The sequence below is a fragment of the Pseudochrobactrum kiredjianiae genome (genome assembly GCF_030362795.1).
Classification (GTDB): Bacteria; Pseudomonadota; Alphaproteobacteria; order Rhizobiales; family Rhizobiaceae; genus Pseudochrobactrum; species Pseudochrobactrum kiredjianiae.
The window spans coordinates 260936-280556 of sequence record NZ_JAUCBM010000003.1 but is presented as its reverse complement, the minus strand read 5'-3'; the positions used below and the strand labels follow the sequence as shown (position 1 = coordinate 280556).

The following is a 19621-nucleotide window of genomic DNA, read 5'->3' as shown; positions in this document are numbered from 1 at the left end:
TTGTTCCGGAGCGGCTGCATCGGACAGCTTCAATCTCCCTGACTGTCTGGCAGTTCCAAAATTTCAAAACGTATTTCCTGTTGCCGCCCCGCAGCAGACAACAGCAATCACTGTCCTGTTTTAATCCCGAAAACAGTATTGCCTAAAACAATTTGAACAGTGATCAGCTCCTATACGAGGTTTTACGCGTGAATAATCCGTTCATTCATTTTGATAAAGTGAGCAAAGCATTTGGCTCACTGACAGTCGTCGATAATCTGGATCTGACAATCAGCAAAGGCGAGTTCGTCAGTATGCTCGGGCCTTCCGGCTCTGGTAAAACCACATTGCTGATGTTGCTGGCCGGTTTTGAGCGGCCTACCGGCGGCACAGTCAGCGTGAGTGGTAAACGCATAGATCAGCTTCCGCCGCATAAGCGTAATATGGGTGTTGTATTTCAGAACTACGCGCTGTTTCCCCATATGACAATTGCAGAGAATGTTGCTTTTCCGCTGAGAATGCGCGGGCTTTCCAAAGCGGAGACGCAGGATCGGGTAAAGCGTGTACTGGATATGGTGCAGCTCGGCACCATGCTTGAGCGTAAACCGTCCCAGCTTTCCGGCGGCCAGCAGCAGCGTGTTGCACTGGCACGCGCATTGGTGTTTGAACCGGAGGTGGTACTGATGGATGAGCCGCTCGGCGCGCTCGACAAGCAATTGCGTGAACGGATGCAGCTCGATATCCGCGAATTGCATCACCGTCTTGGCCTGACCATTGTTTTCGTGACCCATGACCAGTCTGAAGCGCTGACAATGAGCGATCGTATTGCTGTTTTCAATCGCGGTAAGATTGAGCAGATCGGCACACCGTTCCAGATTTACGACCATCCGGCCACGCAATTTGTTGCGGAGTTTATCGGCGAGACCAATCTGATCGACGGCAAAGTCTCCGGCTCGCAAAACGGCCAGACCCAAATCCGCCTGAGCAATGGTCAGGACATACGTGTTGATGCAGAAGCCCCCTTACATGCGGGGCAGGATATCCGTCTGTCGCTGCGGCCGGAGCGCGTGCGTTTGAATATAGACGACAGCACTTCCAATCAATTGTCTGCCACGGTCAGCGATATTGTTTATCACGGCGATCATTTGCGTGTGGCGCTGGACTTTGCCGGTCAAAGCCTTGTTACCAAAGCCGACCGTAGTTTCCATAGTCTGAAAGCCGGGGATCCGGTGACGTTATCTTTCTCTCCTGCTGACTGCTGGCCAATTGCGACCCAAGTCAAATCTGCAAAGGCAGCGGCATGAGCGAAATAAAACGACAACGGCTGAAATCCTTCGCACTCGTGGCACCGCTGGCTTTGTTCCTGCTGGTGTTCTTCATCATTCCGCTGGCGACAATGATGAAAGAGGCAATCTCCGATCCGGTGGCAGCCAAAGCACTGCCACTGACCGCCCAAGCGGTGAGCAACTGGAATCCGGAAACACCACCAACGCCGGACATGCAAGCCGCATTGGCCGAAGATATCCGAAACAATAATGATGCTCAGCTTTATGGTGATCTTGTACGCCGCCTCAACAGTGCGCAACCGGGCTTCCGTACATTGATGAGCAAAACCCGCAATCAACTGACCAAACTGGAAGAACCGGTTGATTACGCACAGGTTGATCTGGTCGGCATAGACAAAAAGTGGGGCGAACAGCCCTATTGGCAGGCGATAGCCGTTGCTGCCTCCAGCACAATGACTGATCGCAATCTGCTCGCAGCCATTGATATGGAACGCGATATTTCCGGTGAAATACGCTCTCTGCCATCTGACGCATCCGCCAATGTTACCATTATGGTGCGTACCTTCATCACCGCACTCAGCGTTACCATTGCCTGTATTCTGATCGGTATTCCGTTCGCTATGGTTGCCGCGTCTGTTGAAGGTTGGAAACGCCAGCTCCTGCTTGGCGCAGTCTTGCTGCCGCTTTGGACATCACTACTGGTGCGTACTGCTGCATGGTTCATCCTGCTGCAAGATCAGGGACTGATTAATTCCGCACTGATCGCAATCGGCATTACCAGTGAACCGCTGGCGCTGATTTTCAATCGTACCGGCGTGATTATCGCGATGACCCATGTGCTGTTGCCATTCATGGTATTACCTGTCTTCAGCGTGCTGATTGGTATTCCGAAGAACCTGATGCCCGCTGCCGCCTCGCTCGGCGCACATCCGCTGCGTTCTTTCTTTCATGTACTGTTGCCATTGATTATGCGCGGCGTGGTCTCCGGCTCGCTGCTCGTCTTCATGACAGCGCTTGGTTATTACATCACCCCTGCTCTGATTGGCGGCGCTAAAGATCAGCTCATCAGCTCGGTGATCGCCTTCTACGCCATGGGTGCTGCAAACTGGGGCATGGCCGGTGCGCTTGGCATGGTGCTGCTGATTGCAACCATCCTGCTCTACACAATCTATATGCGCCTCTCGACTGAGAAGGAGGTACGTTCATGAACGGCTTCAAACTCCTCAAACTCCTGTTCGGCGCTGCGGTCGTCTTCTTTCTGCTGGCACCACTGGTGGCAATCCTGCCGCTGGCCTTCACCAGCGGGGCGTTGCTCGGCTATCCGATGGAAGGCTATTCAACACGCTGGTTTCAGGAACTGGTGCAGGCGGATGCATGGCGACGCTCGATCATCAACAGCCTCATCATTTCCGTCGGCACCACAGCACTCGCAACAGTGCTGGGAACCGTTGGTGCTTTAGGCTTACGCGGCAATCAGTATTCCTTCATGTTCAACTCGATCAAAACGATCTTCTTGCTGCCGATGGTCGTGCCTGCCGTAGTACTGGGCGTGGGTATGCAGTTGATGTTTGCGCGATATAATCTGCTCAATTCTTATACCGGTGTAATTATTGCACACACGGTTGTGGCAGTGCCATTCGTGGTTATCAATGTGCTGGCTGTGTTGCAAAGTGTTGACCGGCGCGTGGAACAAGCAGCGGCAAGCCTTGGTGCGCCACCCTATGTCATCCTGCAAAAGGTGACACTGCCGCTGGCCAAACCCGGCATTATTTCCGGTGCAGTGTTTGCTTTTGCAACCTCGCTGGATGAAGTGGTGCTGACCCTGTTTGTGGCAGGCCCGAACCAGCGCACATTAGCGCGGCAAATGTTCTCTACCATTCGTGAGAATATCAGTCCGGCCATTGCGGCAGCTGCATTTGTCTTCATTGTCGGCACAATCCTGATTGCACTGGTGATGATCCTGACACAGCGCAAGGCAGCAGCACAGCCGCAATAAAACAAACAATTACAAAAAGATAAAAGCCGCCTTTGAATCAATTTCAGAGGCGGCTTTTCTATATATCTTAGTCTACCTGCTTGCGTTCCAGCCAGACTTTCAGCACCAGTGTCAGCAGTGCCAGCACCGCCAATGTTGAAGCCGCAGCAAACGCACCAACCGTGTTCATATCCTGAAACAACAGATCAACCTGCAAAGGCAGTGTATTGGTTTTACCGCGAACGGCCCCGGAGACGATCGATGTTGCGCCATATTCGCCCATGACACGCGCATTACATAAGACTGCACCATAGAGCAGTGCCCATTTGATATTCGGGAGTGTCACATAGAAGAAGGTTTGCAAACCACTGGCACCGAGCGACAGTGCTGCCTCTTCATCCTCACCGCCCTGCATCTCCATCAGCGGAATCAGCTCACGGGCAACAAAAGGGCTTGTCACGAACAGGCTGACGAGAAAGATCGCCGGAATTGTGAACATGATCTTGAGATCATAACTCTCCAGTAAAGGTCCCAGCATCCCCTGCGCGCCATAGAGGAACAGATAAGCCGTACCGGCAATGATCGGAGATACTGAAAACGGTATCTCGATAAAGCTGATTAGCAAACGCCGTCCCGGAAAGCGAAAACGTGTCACCAGCCATGCCACGCAAACACCAAAAGCCATATTGATTGGCACAACCACAATCGCCGTCAGCACAGTCAGCCACACCGCATGCATCGTATCCGGCTTGGTAATTTCCAGCCAAAAGCGTCCCATACCGCTGCCAAAGGCGGCAGAGAAGATCACCGCCATCGGAATACCAAGCACGATCAGCGACAGCACAACGGCCAGCCCGATCAGCAAACGCCGTCCCCAAAGCCTGCGCCGGAACTGTGGCGAGATTTTTTCAGATGCTACAGCAGGAAAAGCCAAAATCGCCATATCAGTTTCGCTCCGCATAGCGCAGCTGCCGTGCCTGCATCAGATTGGTTATCAGCAGCATTGCAAATGCCATCAGCAACATCACCATCGCCAGAGCCGCCGCTGCCGGATATTCATATTCGTCCAAACGTACAAAAACGAGAAGCGAAGTCACTTCGGTTTTAAACGGAAGATTGGCAGAGATGAAAACAATCGCGCCGAACTCCCCCAAGCCCCGCGCAAAAGACAGGGCACTCCCCGCCAAAAATGCTGGCAGGATCATCGGCCAGATAACATGGATGAAAACCTGTAACGGATTGGCACCAAGCGTTTCCGCAGCCTCCTCCACATCATGATTCAGATCCTCAAGGACAGGCTGTACCGTGCGGATAACAAAGGGAATACTGGTGAAGGCCATCGCGATTATGATGCCCGCAGGCGTATAGGCCAAATGCAAGCCCAGCGGTTCGATATATTGACCGATCCAGCCGTTCTTCGACAATACCGTCACCAAAGCAAGGCCAGCCACAGCTGTTGGCAAAGCAAAGGGCAAATCCACCGCAGCATCCAGCAAACGCTTGCCCGGAAATTCATAACGCACCAAGACCCACGCCATTAACAAGCCGAAAAGTGCATTGAAAACTGTTGCAGCAGCCGAAGCCAATATCGTGAGTTTAAATGTTGCAACCGCCCGTGGTGAACTGATAATCGCCCAGAAGTCAGCAAAGCCGAGACTGGCCGTTTTCATAATCAGAGCAAAAAGCGGCAAAGCCACAATCACTACCAGATAAAGCAGCGTGCAGCCAAGCGTAACACCGAAACCCGGCATGACTGTTTTTCGGACTTTGAATATTGGGCGTTTCATAACCGGCCTGCTCTGCGTGTTCTATGAGAAGAACCGGCACATCAGTTACGATGCACCGGTCGCTATCTGTTTCAAGCCAGATTAATTGCCCGTGAAGAGCTGATCGAGAATACCGCCTTCAGCGAAATGCTCTTTGGTCACATTTGCCCAGCCGCCGAATTCATCTTCCACACGCACCAGTTTCACATCAGGGAAATTGGCTTTGTGCTTTTCAATAGTTGCCGCGTCATGCACACGGTTGAAATTGCTGGCAAGAATTTCCTGCCCTTCGGGAGCATAGAGAAAATCGAGATAAGCCTGAGCAATTTCGCGCGAGCCACGCTTATCAACGACCTTATCAACGATGGTTACCGGAAACTCCGACAGCAGGCTGATTGGCGGCACGACGACTTCATATTTGTCCTTGCCAAGCAGTTTTTGTGTGCCCAGTACCTCTGCTTCAAATGTCACCAGAACATCGCCGATACCGCGCTCGGTGAATGTGGTGGTCGCACCACGGCCACCGGTATCAAATACCGGAACATTCTTGAACAGCTTGGCAATGAACTCACGAACCTTCGCATCATCCTTGTTAAAGGCTTCCCGCGCATAGGCAGTCGCAGCGAGATAAGTATAGCGCGCATTGCCAGAGGTTTTCGGGTTCGGGAAAATCACCTGCACATCATCGCGCACCAGATCATCCCAGTTTTTGATCTGTTTCGGATTGTCTGCACGCACAAGGAAAGCAGGCAGAGAATAATAAGGAGAAGAGTTGTTTGGCAGACGGCTCTGCCAGTCTGCGGGGATCAAATTGCCCTTATCATGGAGAACCTGCACATCCGTCACCTGATTAAAGGTCACAATATCCGCTTCCAGCCCTTCCAGAATGGAACGTGCTTGTTTCGATGAGCCTGCATGAGACTGATTAACAGTGATAGTTTCGCCGCTTTTTTCTTTCCACACCGGAATGAAAGCAGTATTGACCTGCTCATACAGCTCGCGGGCAATGTCATAGGAGACGTTGAGGATTTCCTTCGGTGCCTGCGCCTGTGCCGCAGTCTGTGAAAACCCGAGACCGAGCGCAAGGCCGGCCGTTAACAGAAGCTTCTTCATGAATTCCCCGCCGCTTATTCTTTGCTGAGTGCAAATAAAATGGAGTTACTGATAGCTCCAAAGATTAAGCAACGTTCAAGTAAAATCAATACTAAATCATTGATATAAATAGATAATTTAAATTCAGACCAAAAATCGAAAATCTATAACAAGCGTTAAAAGGAACGAGCAAGATTTTGCTAACAATAACACATCAAGCGCAATATGATTTTCGGAAACATGTCGAAAAATCGGAATTTCAGAAGATTTTACCAGATACCGCGATGACGCCAACAGCCGAATTTTTCAGATTGATTAGGTGCAAGACGGTTTTGACGTCGGCGTTCGATTGTCTTCTCATCCTGAGAAATTTCCTGCCAAAACTTCTGAAACGCTTGTCGGCGTTGCTTCATCATTCCCTTCAGAGATTGAAAAAGAGGCATGAATAACACTCCTGTATCGTCAGATTAACAACGTATCCCGTAAAGTGCAAAGCGGTTTACGGACAAGATACGCGTAATAAAAAAGAGACAGAACATTACCTGTAATTCAAGATAAACAGGGAAATGCTCTGGACTTAATATTCCGTTAATTTCTGCCAATCAGACGGATTTGTCAATAATCCCATTAAATTTATGTGATTTAGTGAGGTCAATCTAACGGGAAAAACACAAAAACCGCTGCATTGCTGCAGCGGTTTTCTATAAGCATCAATAAGATAGAGATTTATTTTTTGCGGATAGTCTGCAAGCCATCATTCCAGACTTTCAGCTCAGCCAAAACGGTTTTCGCGCTGGCTTCAACCATTTCAGTTGCAACAAATTCGCCATTCTCATTGAGGAACTGCGGATAATTTGGCAGCGGAATACCTTCCGGCAGAGCCACCATGCGCAATGTGCTCAGATGTGAACGGGCAACCTGTGCTGAGCGCAAACCGCCGGATACACCGCCATAGCTCATAATTGCAGCAGGCTTATAATTCCACTCGGTATTGAGGAAGTTAATCGCGTTGAAAAATTCTGCTGGTGGCGAATAATTATATTCCGGAATAACAAACACAAATGCATCACCGGCATCGATGAGCTTGCTCCACTTTTTCGTGTGCTCATGCTCATATTTCTGCGCACGTGGGTGGGTTGATTCATCAAAGAATGGCAGTTTCACTTCTGCCAGATCAACCAGTTCTGCATCAAAGTCAGAATTTGCAGCTGCAAAATCATTAAACCATTTCGCGAATTTATCGCCATGACGTGCAGCGCGGGTTGCACAAATAATCGTATACAGTTTTGGCACCGGATATTTCCTTTTCAGCCAGCAAAACAGACAGGCAAAACAGCCCTTTTTTCAGATACTTGTTAAAAGTGTTTGTAAAAAACTGCAAGCAATCTCCTGCAACACACTGTTCACATAATAGATAAGAAAAAACGCCGCACTCCAAAGAACGCGGCGTTATAAGATCATTGATCGGTCTTACGTTTAAATATCGTAAGCAGAGACGGCCTTAATTTTGACCTTGGCAATATTGCGGCGTTCCATGGTCAGTACTTCAAACTCGAAGCCTGCTGCCGTGAATTTTTCACCACCGGTCGGGATATGACCGAGGTGCCAGAGAACATAGCCTGCCAATGTTGTGTAGCGGTCGTCGTCGTCAACAAGATCGGCATCCAGAACGCCACTCAGTCGGCGAATATCGGTGAAGCCGTCGACAATCCAGACGCCATCCTCAAGCGTTTCCACGCTTGGTGTGTCGCCGTCCTCATCAGGGAATTCACCGGCAATCGCTTCAAGAATATCTGTCGGCGTTGCAACACCTTCAAACGAACCATGCTCATCCACGATGACAGCCATCTGCACAGACGAACCACGTAGCTGCTCCATCACCCGCAGCACATTGCTATGCTCATGAACCACAAGCGGCTGCTTCATAGCCCCCTGCCAGTCGATCGGCTTGGAATCCGCCATGTAGAGCAGAAGGTCTTTTGTCAGCGCAACACCAACAAATTCATCCACCTGACCACGGGCAAGCACCACGCGTGAATGTCCGAACTGGCGCAATTCTGCGCGAAGCTCTTCTTCACTCGCGTCCAGATCCAGCCATTCCACCTCATTACGGGGTGTCATGATCGAGCGAACCGGACGATCCGCCAGATCCAGCACGCCGCGGATCATTTCCTTCTCTTCCGGACGGAATACATCGGCAGCAGCTGTATGTTCGGCGATCACATCCACTGTTTCTGACAAGGCGTTATCACTGCCACGACCACCACCAAGAAGACGCAGAACCGCACCAGCGGTACGCTCACGCAGATCATTGGTTGTCACACGCTTTTCACGATTGTGACGACCAATCTGGTTCGCAGCCTCGATCAGGATCGAGAAGCCGATAGCGGCATAGAGATAGCCCTTAGGCACATGATAACCGAAGCCTTCAATCACAAGACTGAAACCGATCATCATCAGGAAACCGAGACAGAGGATAACAACGGTCGGATGCTTTTCGACAAACGACATCAGCGGCTTGGAAGCCAGCATCATCACGCCCATGGCAATCACAACAGCGATCATCATCACCGGCAGATGCTGCACCATACCAACAGCTGTAATCACGCTGTCGAGCGAGAACACCGCATCAAGCACGACGATCTGGGCAATAACCTGCCAGAACACCGCATGAACCGGATTGCCCTCTTTGATAGCACCTTTACCTTCAAGGCGCTCGTGCAACTCCATCGTGCCCTTGGCAAGCAGGAACACACCACCCACGATCATAATAATATCGCGGCCGGAAAAATCATAAGTAAGAACGGTAAACAGCGGTTGTGTCAGCGTCACGATCCACGAGATCGAAGCCAGCAAACCAAGGCGCATCAAAAGCGCAAGCGAAAGACCGAGTAACCGCGCTTTATTGCGCTGGCTCGGCGGTAATTTGCCTGCAAGAATCGAAATAAACACAAGATTGTCGATACCAAGAACAATCTCAAGAACAATCAGTGTAACCAAGCCTATCCAGGCATTGGGATCGGCAATCCATTCCATGGGTTGTCGTTTCCTAGAATTTCTGTTGCGGGATGCGGTTGTGAGCCAGCTTCAGGCCGGACAAACGCGCAAGCACTGGGTCGGCACGATACACGGTTTCGAGAAACCGGTTCAGCGCCGTCCCGATATCACCTTTGAAGATGGCGAACCGGAAATGCTCAATTGCAGAATGTTTTTGCTCTGATCGCGTAAAATCAGAGTAGTCCCTGCCCGAAACCCCTTCAGGTATCCGCAGAGAGTTCTTACAAAACACTTCGAAAAACAGGAGGATTTTATCCCGCAGGCCGGTCTCCTTTTCAGAGATCTGGCGTGCAATCATGGCTGGCCAAGCGGCAGCTCTGCCATGCATTTTCTTTGCAAAACGGGAAACATGCACAACCGGTAAAACAAAGGCCTGATAGCTCAAAGACCTGTTCCGTCGGTATTCAACGTGCAGTAAAGACTGGTTTCGGATTGTTACCGATTTGAAATGGCAACAATCCGTAATAGACGAATCGTCAGAAGTATCTTCCGGCATAAGAGTTTTTAAAGACCCCTGTTAGGCGCAATTGCGCGGTTAAAATTTCTATAAGCAGTTTCAATACTGAATATTAGCACAGAAGCATACTAAAATGAATGCTCCGATTAATTGCAGCTATAATGAGTATAAACGCAATTCTAATCAAGATATTCCGGTAAATATTTCATAGGGTGGCGACACTATAATGTGAGCGCCACCGAAAAATGAATAAATTTTACCGGTTTAACAGCTTAAAAAGGTGCCTATTCCGCTGGTGTCGCTGAAACTTTATTCTTCGCTGCACCGCGTTTTCGCTCATGTTTCGGACGCGCACGCATGAAACGCACCCCGATAATGCTGGCAAGCGTTGCAACAACTGTCATGGCAACCGCCATCCAAACCCAGTCACTACCATCTAGACGCGCAAAAATACCGGCGCCTTTACCGGCAAGCCAGCCCGGCAGGATCATAACCGGCGCCCAGACCAGAGCGGAGGTCACATTGGCGGTTTGGAAGCGCTTCTGATCCATCGACATCATACCGGCCACCAGCGGCACCGTACAACGAACAGGCCCGAAAAAACGACCGAAGAACACAGCAGCAAAACCGTATTTACGGAACAGCAGGCGCGCTTGCGCAATATGCGAGCGATATTTATTCAATGGCCATTGGTGAATAACACGGCGGCCGAGCCACCAGCCAAGAAAATAAGAGATAATATCACCGATAACAGCACCAATCACAGCGCCGATCATCACGGGAATAGGATCAATAATACCGGCCCCGACCAACCCGCCGATTGCCAGCATGATGGGTGTCGCAGGAATCAGCATACCGACGACAGCCAGCGATTCACCGAAGGCTATCAATCCGACAATTGGTCCGGCCCAAGCCTGATTAGCCGAAATAAATTGCCCGAGATCACCGATAAAACCGTCCATTGAACCCTCAGATCACGCAAAACACGAAGATTGCTCTCCGAACTGTTTCGCTATCATTTTCTAAAAGATTAATATTGCCTGATGAGCAATTTAACCAATCCTGCAACAGACGCTATGCCACTTTTCAGCGCCTAATTATGGCGCAAAAATAAAACTGTTATGACAATTGCATTCTGTGACACCAATAACACCTGTTTTATACCGGTAAGATTATTAACAATCCGATGCACAGCCTGTATCTTTAAGCAGTCTGATATACCCGTATAACCATAATGCAAGTTATATGTGCAATGGATTATCGCACATCAAGGCCATGCACCCCGCTGCGCCGGACATGCTGGGTAATAGTGGCATCAATCAGACTGCAAAAAACACAACATAAACTGACAATTGGCACATAAATTTTGTGCAAAAAAATCAGCCGGCTTCATATTTTTCACAAAAAAATAATTTCATGACTAGACAGAGCTGCACCACCACTTTATAGAACCGATCACTTACTGAATGCCAATTCAGAAAAGTGGGTGCGTAGCTCAGTCGGTAGAGCAGCTGACTCTTAATCAGCGGGTCACAGGTTCGATCCCTGTCGCACCCACCAAGCTTTTCAATAGCTTAGTGACAATTTCCCAAGAACGAAATTGCATAGTTTATAGTATCTGTAATTGCTCCCCGAAACTATATTTCTATTTCTTCAAATTTATCGCAAAAATCACGTATGCTCTTTCACAGAAATCAGAACATTCGCGAGCAATAAATAGAAATGATCTGAACAGCCAAAGGTCGTGAACCGCTCCATCTGGATGAAATTGAGAGCCGCGCCCGATGCAGCTCAAGGCTATAGCTGCATTATCATAATGCTTATCATTCGGCTAAATGTGCCGTTACTTTAGCAGTCCTTCTATGGCGTGACTGCGACACGTAAAAAACACATGAATAGCTTGATTTCATCCTCAAGATGATTCCCGGCTTTGCGTGAATGCTTGATGCCTTCAATCCCCGCCAAAATGAGACTTGCCAGTTGCGCAGGTGTAGCACGAGCTGCTTCAAGGTTGATCTCACCGGTCTGAACTGCAGCAGCTAATGTCTGCTCCAGCACGTTCAATAACTTGGTGCGCGCTTCGATTGTGATGTCGGGTGCAAGTGCCATATTGGTTGCAAAGAGCTCATTAGCTTCATCACTCTCGTTCAATGGTATGACCAGTTCCCGCTGGAAGACCATAATGGCCGCCTCCACTCGTTCAATAGCATTTCCAGATTGCGCCAAGACCGCAGTCACATTCGCCATTGTTCGGGTATGTGCCCTCATGGAGCCTGCACGAAACAGTTCCTCTTTGCTGTTGAAGGCCAAATACAGTGAGGCTCTGGAGATTTTTGCAGCGCGTGCAATGTCAGCCATGGACGTTTTACGGAAACCAAAGCGCACGAATACCGGCAGGGCAGCATCCAGAATGTGGTCTATTTTACGATCAATATGCATGGTTGGCTATTATTGACAGTTAATGTCCAACCTGTCAAAAAACACAATTAGACAATATGAGTCTATATGTCTAATTTTAGCTATTACGCGCTGCAACCAAAGGGAACCTTGATGGCCGCCATGGTGAATGACCATTCCAGAAATTTAACTGTGCTTGTGACGGGCGTTACCGGATTTCTAGCCGAGCATATAGCATTACAATTGCTACAACAGGGATATCGGGTTCGTGGTACGGTGCGATCTATCGAAAAAGGTGATGCGATACGTCGGAACCTGGCCAAATACTGTCCCGATGCAAATGAACATCTGAGTTTTGTACAGGCAGATCTTGATAGCGATGCCGGTTGGGAAGAAGCCGTCAAAGACTGCAGCTATGTTATTCATTCCGCTTCGCCCTTCCCTCCGGGGTTTCCCGAAGATGAAACTGCTCTGATCAATACCGCGCGGGAAGGTACATTACGGGTGTTGCGCGCTGCACATAAGGCGCAAGTCAAACGGGTCGTGATGACCTCATCTATCGCGGCCACCAACCACGGCAATGGACATGCACCCTACACCGAGGAGAACTGGACTGATATAAATAGCCCCCGCGCAACGCCCTATTACAAGTCGAAAACCCTGAGTGAACAAGCCGCTTGGAATTTTGCGCAGGATACGGGTCTTGATCTTGCTGTTATCAATCCGAGCGTCATTCTCGGCCCAGTGCTGGGTAGGCATTTTGGAACATCAGTAGGGCTGCTTCACCATTTGATGACGGGGCGTTTTGACGGTATTCCGCGCTTTGGTTTTTCTGTGGTCGATGTACGCGACGTTGCAGACGCCCACATTCGTGCGTTGACCGCGCCTGCTGCTAGCGGTCAACGGATCATCGTTGGTGGACGGTTCTTTTGGCTTAAAGACTTGGTGGCGACATTGCGCGATTTTTTCCCAAACTACAGCTCTCGACTTCCTCTCTCAGAAGTGCCCGACGAGGTCGTCATAACCATGGCAGCGATAGACCCGAATGCGCGAACTATTGTTCATGAACTCAATCGAGACCTGAGCGTCAGCTCAGAAAAGGCGAAGCGCATTCTCAACTGGCACTCGCGTCCAGAGGAAGAATGCATCCGAGCCAGTGCGCAAAGCCTTATCGATTTGGGCTTAGTTGCTGCGGACGATGTGTCCGGCACGCATAGCCATCAGCCACAATGATGCGCAAGCAGATTTTATTTTAGAAATAGAGAGAACTGATGACAGTACAAGCAACCAGCGAGCATTCACCTGCCGCCATAGCCGAACATCTCAGAGAAGCAGAGCGTGCCAGACTTCGCGCCCTGATCGATGCTGATATTGAACAGGCGCAACGCTTTCATACAGCAGACTTCCAATTGATAACGCCAATCGGCATGGCTTTATCAAAGAACGAATATTTGGGTGCTATCGCCTCCGGCCATCTCAAATATCTGACGTGGCAGCCTGCCGAGATTGCCGTGCGCTTATATGATGGCGTTGCAATACTCCGTTATCGTGCTCAACTCGAAGCGATCTTTGGCGGGCATAAAGTTCCGTTGAGTGATTATTGGCATACCGATACCTATGAGAAGCACAATGAGCAATGGCAGGTCGTTTGGTCACAAGCCACCAGTATCAAGTCGTAAGTTCACGCACAGCGGCACATCCATTCCAACTGCCGATCAGGTTTCCTGACCGGCAAAGCTGTTTTATTTAGAGTGGTTAATCCAATTGAGAACTTTGAGGATGTTTTCATACAACATTACTGTGCCGATAAATGCACAGACAACAGCGACAATCATCCATTTCATAAGTCTGCGACAATGCGCATTGCAATGGCCAGATGCAAACCATCTTTCAGCGTCTCAATGCCATCACCAGCCCCCCATGCTTGTTTACCAAGCAGACTGTGTCCGGCGAGATCCTTACCAGCCTTAGCATCAGTTTTTACCAGATAAACGGCAATATCAGGTGCAAGGCGAACTTTGCCCCAGCCAGCACAGCGGTGTCTGGTTGCCGTATGCCGCGAGCTTGTGTTTGTGATCGATCATTTTTTTTCCCCCAGCAATTCCTCCTTGCTGAGCGCTCTAGTAAAAAATCATCTTTCAATGTCAGTTCGCCGAATTTGGCATAAAGCATTTTGATATCGACAGCTTGGGGGTGGTGAAACCACCCTATCAGCTCGACAGACGAACTGGCCGCATGTTCGTACGGGAGTAGATATTAACAATATATTTACCCAATGCCTGCATCGGCTTCTCGACCAGATTGTATACAGCCGACGAAACAATAAGTGTTGCGACAATGCAAAGCATCATGATTGCAAGGCTGCGCCACTCACCTGTTAAAGGAAGCTGGCTATAAATAAAACTGCAAACCAACCAGTGGAAAAGATAAATCGAATAGCTGATTTGACCTGTTGCAGCTAAAGTTTCCGAATGGGGGCGCAAAGTTACTGCAGCAGTAATGAATAAGATTATAGCAGCAATATAAGCAGCAAGGATTGCTTGGCCACTAATCAGAACAAAGCCGTCATTCCGCAACAAGGAAAAATCGGACAGGCTAAAAATTGTAACAAGCTGCAGGCCGAGAAGACATAACGCACATAGCCCTGCCCGAGGACGTTTATCGATAATTGAAAACCGTAACAACAACCCGCTAAACAAAAATGAAACATGCAAACCGATATACTGAACAGGCAACTCAGCAACATGATTGATACGCAACAAAACAGGGAAAGCTGTAGAAGCGACAAGCAGCATTCCCAGCGCAAAAACAGTACGGTAGTCGTAAAGTCGCTTGATTGCGAATAAACTCGCTATGAGAAAATAAAACACCAGCTCAATAAACAGCGTCCAGTATATTTCAGACAGCCATGTTTTACCAAAGAGAGCCGGCGCCATAGTCATATTGGCTAATATAGTAGAAACAGCCGGCATATTTCCACGATACCAAAACAATGCAGTTAAGGCTGCAATTGCCAGCCACAAGGCAGGATACAGTCGGAAAAACCGGGAAATTGCAAATCGGCGCAGTGGTTTCTCCCCTTTAATACTGAAAGGGACGACAAATCCACTAATTAGAAAAAATAAGACCACCCCGAAACGTCCGAGGTCAAAATTATGAACCCACGTCGAAACGTAAGGATACAACACAGTAGATTCAACACCAGGGTAGCGCAACATATCGCCAAACATATGCTGCACTAGCACTGACAGAGCTGCGATTGCCCGCAATCCATCAATATTCTCTAATCGTTTTGTTGCCATCAGAACACGCCAAATCACATAGCATAAAAATGAAATTTTTTTATTCAGTCTTTATTGAAACTGAATTCACGACATTATTTTTACTATATATTAAATCAAAACCGTCTAAAGCAATTAATATTAAATAAAAAATAAATCAACTCTGTTTCAATATATGAATAATAATTCAATTTTACTTATAAATAATATTAAATATAAATAAAATACTATAAACTTAAAAAATAAAATTAATGTTACATTGAACCTTCAATATGACTTAAATAAAAATAATAAATTAAAGTTATTCACTTGAAAAATTGACTGCCCTATAAAATAGTGAGTAACCTGACATTGTTACACAACATAGAGAGGCAACAATGACTCTTCCTGGTGTCATTTACGGGGCGATAATCGGCATCGGAACCGGCGCGGCCTTACTCACATCATCCCCTGATAATCCTGTCATAGCTATTGCTACAGGCGTAGTACTCACTATTTCAGGTGGATTTGTTTTTTCTCAATCTAAATAAACAGCAATCCGTAAGCTGCCTTTTCTGTCAAGGAATGAGCGTAACCATCCGCATTACTTGAACTAAAATACCATCAATTTCATTCATAGCTCCGATCATATTAATTCATTTTTCAATCAATTAAATTCGATTTAATCCAAGAACATCCTGATAATATTTATACTGAAAAGAAGTATTGCCATGCGCATCCGTTACGACATGAAAAAGCTTTCTACCGGATCATGGTGCGTCTTCGACATCATCACCGGCGCTATTGCCAAACATAATGGTAAAGAAGTTATCGGACTTAATATTGTTGAGACAGATAGTATGGTTGATCGTTTAAATATGATCCACCGCAACGGTTTTTCCAGATCATTACACTAAACACTGTGTGCCAGACTTGGCATACAAAGCTCGCTCTGACACCTTAAAATTAGAGCATGCGCAGCTAAATGGGATCACTTGAGCTACCGCGAACATCCGGCACGCTCTAGCAACTCTCTGAAGTCCGAATTTTCATTTTCACGCGGCTCCACCTATGAAGAAGCCGTCGTAAAATACTTCAACATTCCAATAAGCTGACAACAAAACGGGCGCCCATAAGTAGCGCCCGCTGTCGTGTTTTATGGCTATGCAATTACCACTTCACGCGGAAACCAACAGTTCCCTTGAAAGCATAGCTATCGCCAAAGTTCTTGAGACTGGTATTCACTGAACCTTCGCCATAGACTGAGTATTTGTCGTCATTCCAGTTATAAGAACCGCCGAGACCAATTCCCGCCCACAGACGCTCTTGTTTATTGGTAAAGCCAACACCGCTGACATCGACCTTTGTTCCATTCAGGAACTCATTATACAGATTTGCGATGCCATAAACATGACTGCGATTGGTGTTGCCTTGCCCATTTAGCCATGAGTTCTGATAATCTGCACTTAGGCCAAGACGACCCTGCAAACTATCCGCGCGATCCTTGGAAACATGACCATTGAATTGATCGGTAAAACTGTCAAAGCGCACATTCGAATAAATCAATTGCGCCTGCGGTGTGACGGACCAATGTTCATCAAGCGTAACACGCTTACCGGTTTCAACGGACACAGCATAACCAAGTCCATTATTCCCGTTAACAAGGGATGTATTGGCCGTTTTTGAATTGAGATCGCTATCATACCAGGTCACTTGCGCCTGATTATCAATATAAAATCCGCTTTCGCCATACCATGTCAGCGTTCCGCCAAAGCCATAGCCATTCGTCTTAATATCACCATCACCATGAGCAGAATAAACATCCGCAGAACCATTCACATAATGAACAGTCACACCACCGATTAATTTCCCGTTCTCGGTTTCATGCAGCAAACCGTCAAGACCGGCCTGCATTTTGAAAATATTATAATCATAATCCGTGCCGGAGGTAGATTCCCTCGATTTGATCTTGGTGTGAGAGCCTTCAATACGCCCCCATATGCCATTTTCTTCGATCAGAACACCGGCCTCTTCTGCAGGGGCATATGGCTGAATTGCATCTGCCCCCTGCGTAAGCACCCTGTTGCCCGCATTGTTCCAATAACGGTTTCCAACACGCTGTTGCAGGGTCGGCAGACCATTTAAGCCTAAAAGTAACTGAGGATAAGCTTCGTATATCGGAACACCCGCAGTATATTGCTCTTCATCTTTGTTCAGTTGGGAGCGCAAATACCAGTCATTATCGAGAGCCTCATCCCCATATTCATCCGTCGCAGATGTACTGTTCGGGTTGGCACCTTTATACAAGCTGTAAGCATAAGCACCGGCACCAACAACCGTATGACCGTCGAACTGATACGCATTGTTAGCTGTGCCATCCAGAGCAAATGCATCACTTGTTGTTGTGCCGCCATTAACAGAACGCACAATCTTGATGCCGTGCCCTGGCTCAGTCTCTGCCCCCGTATCGGCAGTATCAGTATTATTAATCCGGACAAATGTCTGGCCGGTTATTGTTCCGCCATCATTGATGAGACGATCACTATCCGAACCACTGCCACCGAGGAAAGTATCCAACTGCAGCAAAGCATTACCGCTACCTACATAATTCCCTTTAATCGTTAGTGTATTTGTCGCAACCCCGTCTGATAGATTTAAAATACCGCTGGTGCTGGCGATATTACCTGCCAGGGTAAAATCCCCGAAAGCATCGACACGTGCATTATTTGTCAGGTTAAGCTGCGTAAAGGTGGAGGTTGTTGACGAACCTGTCCCGCCTTTTTCCTTGAGCAACCAGACGCCTGCCTTATCAAGATTAAGGTTCAAAGTTGAGGCTGCCTGGACATTCACCAGCCCCTGCATATTTCCCTCAGAAAAGTTGAAGTTGACCAGACTTGGCCTGTTCGTTGCGCCCTCCACATTCAAGAGCCAGCCATTGGCAGCAGCGGTCATCGCACTTTGTGCTCCGCGTACATTTAGCTCATATTCTGCCTGATTATTGGCAACATTAATGAGATTAGCTGACTGAGAGGTGGTCGTGGCGATCAGATTGTTGAATGAAGTAATCGTTTTCGCAGGGCCGGACTGATCCTTATTCCCCGCCACTGCAATTGCAGTTTTCGCACTCTTAATGGTCGTGCTGCTGCTATTCTCATTCGCATCAAGCAATGCACCCTGCCAAATAATATCAATCGTAGCGCTATTGGCTGCATTGGTCGTGTCGAGTACCATTGCACCGCTGGAATACAATTTCCCAGAACCGGTTCCGATCGCTGCCGTTTTACCTAGTCGTATTGCATTTGCTCTGGTTGATTGACTAGTTACCTTGATATTACTGTTATTCAGATGAACCTGTGAATCGCCACCCGAAATATAAATGCCGATGGCATCATTTTGCTGTGCTTGCAGATCAATATTGAGATTTTGCTTCACATCAACATAGCCTGATGTGCCATTGCCTGAATTCTTTCCCGCTCCCTGAATGGCACGGATACCGACAAGCAGCGGATAATTGGAAGTCAAGAACCCACCCTGACTGGCAGAGCTCATTTTAATATCAAGATTATCAAACTCGGCCCTGGAATACAGTCCGTTGAATGCTGCGGTCTCGTCTGCACTCACGGAAGAGCCTGTAACAACACCATAATGCTCAAACCGCCCGCCACCGAAACTCCCATCATTACCAGATGGTAAATTCAGCATTGTCAGATTGAATGTTCCAATTTTCGCAGTTGAAGCATGCGACACACCAAGCCCGACTTTTGGAATATGATCACCGGCAGGTATCGATGCATTTGCATCTATATTTGCAATTGTCAGATTGATGGTTTTTCCGGATGCATCAAATGTCGATAGTGTTGTTGGCGTCGCCCCATAGACAGCGATACCTCCAGTGCCTTTCAAGGTCGTAGTAATATCACTACCGATCGTCATGACATTGTTTTTGCCACCCTGGCTATAGACTTGAAAGCCAAGGTTCCAGATACTGGTGTTCCCGATAACCGGAGCCACAAAGTTAATCTCACAACTCGTTTGATTAACGGCACCATTTGCTCCCAAGGCAAATGAACCATTAGCGTTTGCGGTACATGCCGCCGCGGATGCCGCTGAGCTACTCCACGCCATCGGCACCATAGCAAACATCAGCGCAACTGACATCGAGCTGGCCATAGAGACCAAAGCTGTCTGGGATAGAAGAGAATGCTTGAATTTATGCATATAAATCCCCCCATCAGCCTGCTGCTTTACTCAACCTAGGAGTAATTTGCAGGCTGCGTTAAACAGGGGCAGTATTTCGCATTTTTATAAAATGACAATTTAATTTTATAATAGAGTATTTTATTATCGTTTAA

Annotated in this window: 18 protein-coding genes and 1 tRNA gene; 8 read left to right on the top strand and 11 right to left on the bottom strand. The window is 48.0% G+C overall.

The features are described from left to right. Positions 1–188: 188 nt before the first annotated feature. Genes QUF18_RS09055 through QUF18_RS09045 form a run of 3 tightly spaced genes read left to right on the top strand, consistent with a single transcriptional unit; the run spans position 189 to position 3261 of the window. Positions 189–1283, top strand: coding sequence for an ABC transporter ATP-binding protein (locus QUF18_RS09055; protein ID WP_289386720.1), 1095 nt, complete (start codon positions 189–191; stop codon positions 1281–1283). Beyond that, a complete protein-coding gene (locus QUF18_RS09050) occupies positions 1280–2473 on the top strand; it encodes an ABC transporter permease (RefSeq protein WP_289386719.1) in 1194 nt (397 codons plus the stop codon). Before QUF18_RS09055 ends, QUF18_RS09050 begins: the two co-directional genes overlap by 4 nt. Next, positions 2470–3261 (top strand): ABC transporter permease, encoded by a 792-nt coding sequence (locus QUF18_RS09045; RefSeq protein WP_289386718.1) that lies wholly within the window; start codon positions 2470–2472, stop codon positions 3259–3261. Before QUF18_RS09050 ends, QUF18_RS09045 begins: the two co-directional genes overlap by 4 nt. 67 nt (positions 3262–3328) lie before the next feature. Here QUF18_RS09045 and cysW read toward each other — a convergent pair whose 3' ends face one another. The 8 genes from cysW to QUF18_RS09005 all read right to left on the bottom strand — a co-directional run bounded on the left by cysW (position 3329) and on the right by QUF18_RS09005 (position 10574). Next, on the bottom strand, positions 3329–4201 hold the full coding sequence (cysW, locus tag QUF18_RS09040) for a sulfate ABC transporter permease subunit CysW (protein WP_289386717.1): 873 nt from the start codon (positions 4199–4201) through the stop codon (positions 3329–3331). Further along, positions 4185–5027, bottom strand: a complete 843-nt coding sequence (cysT, locus tag QUF18_RS09035; protein ID WP_289386716.1) for a sulfate ABC transporter permease subunit CysT — start codon at positions 5025–5027, stop codon at positions 4185–4187. The genes cysW and cysT overlap by 17 nt, the downstream gene beginning before the upstream one ends. A gap of 81 nt (positions 5028–5108) precedes the next feature. After that, positions 5109–6119, bottom strand: a complete 1011-nt coding sequence (cysP, locus tag QUF18_RS09030) for a thiosulfate ABC transporter substrate-binding protein CysP (RefSeq protein ID WP_289386715.1) — start codon at positions 6117–6119, stop codon at positions 5109–5111. Between the two features lie 248 nt (positions 6120–6367). Next, complete coding sequence (locus tag QUF18_RS09025; protein ID WP_289386714.1) at positions 6368–6541, bottom strand: hypothetical protein; 174 nt, start codon at positions 6539–6541, stop codon at positions 6368–6370. Positions 6542–6824: 283 nt separating this feature from the next. After that, the gene (locus tag QUF18_RS09020) at positions 6825–7391 is read right to left on the bottom strand and encodes an NADPH-dependent FMN reductase (protein WP_289386713.1); all 567 of its coding nucleotides are present in this window, start codon (positions 7389–7391) and stop codon (positions 6825–6827) included. A gap of 183 nt (positions 7392–7574) precedes the next feature. Continuing rightward, positions 7575–9134 (bottom strand): TerC family protein, encoded by a 1560-nt coding sequence (locus tag QUF18_RS09015; protein WP_289386711.1) that lies wholly within the window; start codon positions 9132–9134, stop codon positions 7575–7577. A 13-nt stretch (positions 9135–9147) separates the two neighbouring features. Beyond that, positions 9148–9651: a hypothetical protein gene (locus QUF18_RS09010; protein ID WP_289386710.1), complete on the bottom strand. Its 504-nt coding sequence runs from the start codon at positions 9649–9651 to the stop codon at positions 9148–9150. A 245-nt stretch (positions 9652–9896) separates the two neighbouring features. Continuing rightward, positions 9897–10574: a DedA family protein gene (locus tag QUF18_RS09005; protein WP_289386709.1), complete on the bottom strand. Its 678-nt coding sequence runs from the start codon at positions 10572–10574 to the stop codon at positions 9897–9899. Positions 10575–11096: 522 nt separating this feature from the next. Here QUF18_RS09005 and QUF18_RS09000 point away from each other — a divergent pair. Continuing rightward, positions 11097–11172, top strand: a tRNA-Lys gene (locus tag QUF18_RS09000). A 300-nt stretch (positions 11173–11472) separates the two neighbouring features. On the opposite strand, the gene QUF18_RS08995 is transcribed toward QUF18_RS09000, so the two are convergent. Further along, the gene (locus QUF18_RS08995) at positions 11473–12051 is read right to left on the bottom strand and encodes a TetR/AcrR family transcriptional regulator (RefSeq protein WP_289386708.1); all 579 of its coding nucleotides are present in this window, start codon (positions 12049–12051) and stop codon (positions 11473–11475) included. Positions 12052–12117: 66 nt separating this feature from the next. Between QUF18_RS08995 and QUF18_RS08990 the strand changes: the two genes are divergently transcribed. Further along, positions 12118–13242, top strand: coding sequence for an SDR family oxidoreductase (locus QUF18_RS08990; protein WP_289386707.1), 1125 nt, complete (start codon positions 12118–12120; stop codon positions 13240–13242). Between the two features lie 38 nt (positions 13243–13280). After that, on the top strand, positions 13281–13688 hold the full coding sequence (locus tag QUF18_RS08985) for a nuclear transport factor 2 family protein (protein ID WP_289386706.1): 408 nt from the start codon (positions 13281–13283) through the stop codon (positions 13686–13688). A gap of 531 nt (positions 13689–14219) precedes the next feature. On the opposite strand, the gene QUF18_RS08980 is transcribed toward QUF18_RS08985, so the two are convergent. Beyond that, positions 14220–15311 (bottom strand): acyltransferase family protein, encoded by a 1092-nt coding sequence (locus tag QUF18_RS08980; protein ID WP_289386705.1) that lies wholly within the window; start codon positions 15309–15311, stop codon positions 14220–14222. Positions 15312–15667: 356 nt separating this feature from the next. Between QUF18_RS08980 and QUF18_RS08975 the strand changes: the two genes are divergently transcribed. Together QUF18_RS08975 and QUF18_RS08970 are read left to right on the top strand one after the other, a co-directional pair. After that, entirely contained in the window at positions 15668–15820 is a 153-nt protein-coding gene (locus QUF18_RS08975; RefSeq protein WP_289386704.1) for a hypothetical protein, read from the top strand. Between the two features lie 180 nt (positions 15821–16000). Further along, positions 16001–16186: a hypothetical protein gene (locus QUF18_RS08970; protein WP_289386703.1), complete on the top strand. Its 186-nt coding sequence runs from the start codon at positions 16001–16003 to the stop codon at positions 16184–16186. A gap of 253 nt (positions 16187–16439) precedes the next feature. On the opposite strand, the gene QUF18_RS08965 is transcribed toward QUF18_RS08970, so the two are convergent. Further along, positions 16440–19487: an autotransporter family protein gene (locus tag QUF18_RS08965; protein WP_289386702.1), complete on the bottom strand. Its 3048-nt coding sequence runs from the start codon at positions 19485–19487 to the stop codon at positions 16440–16442. Positions 19488–19621 lie beyond the last annotated feature (134 nt).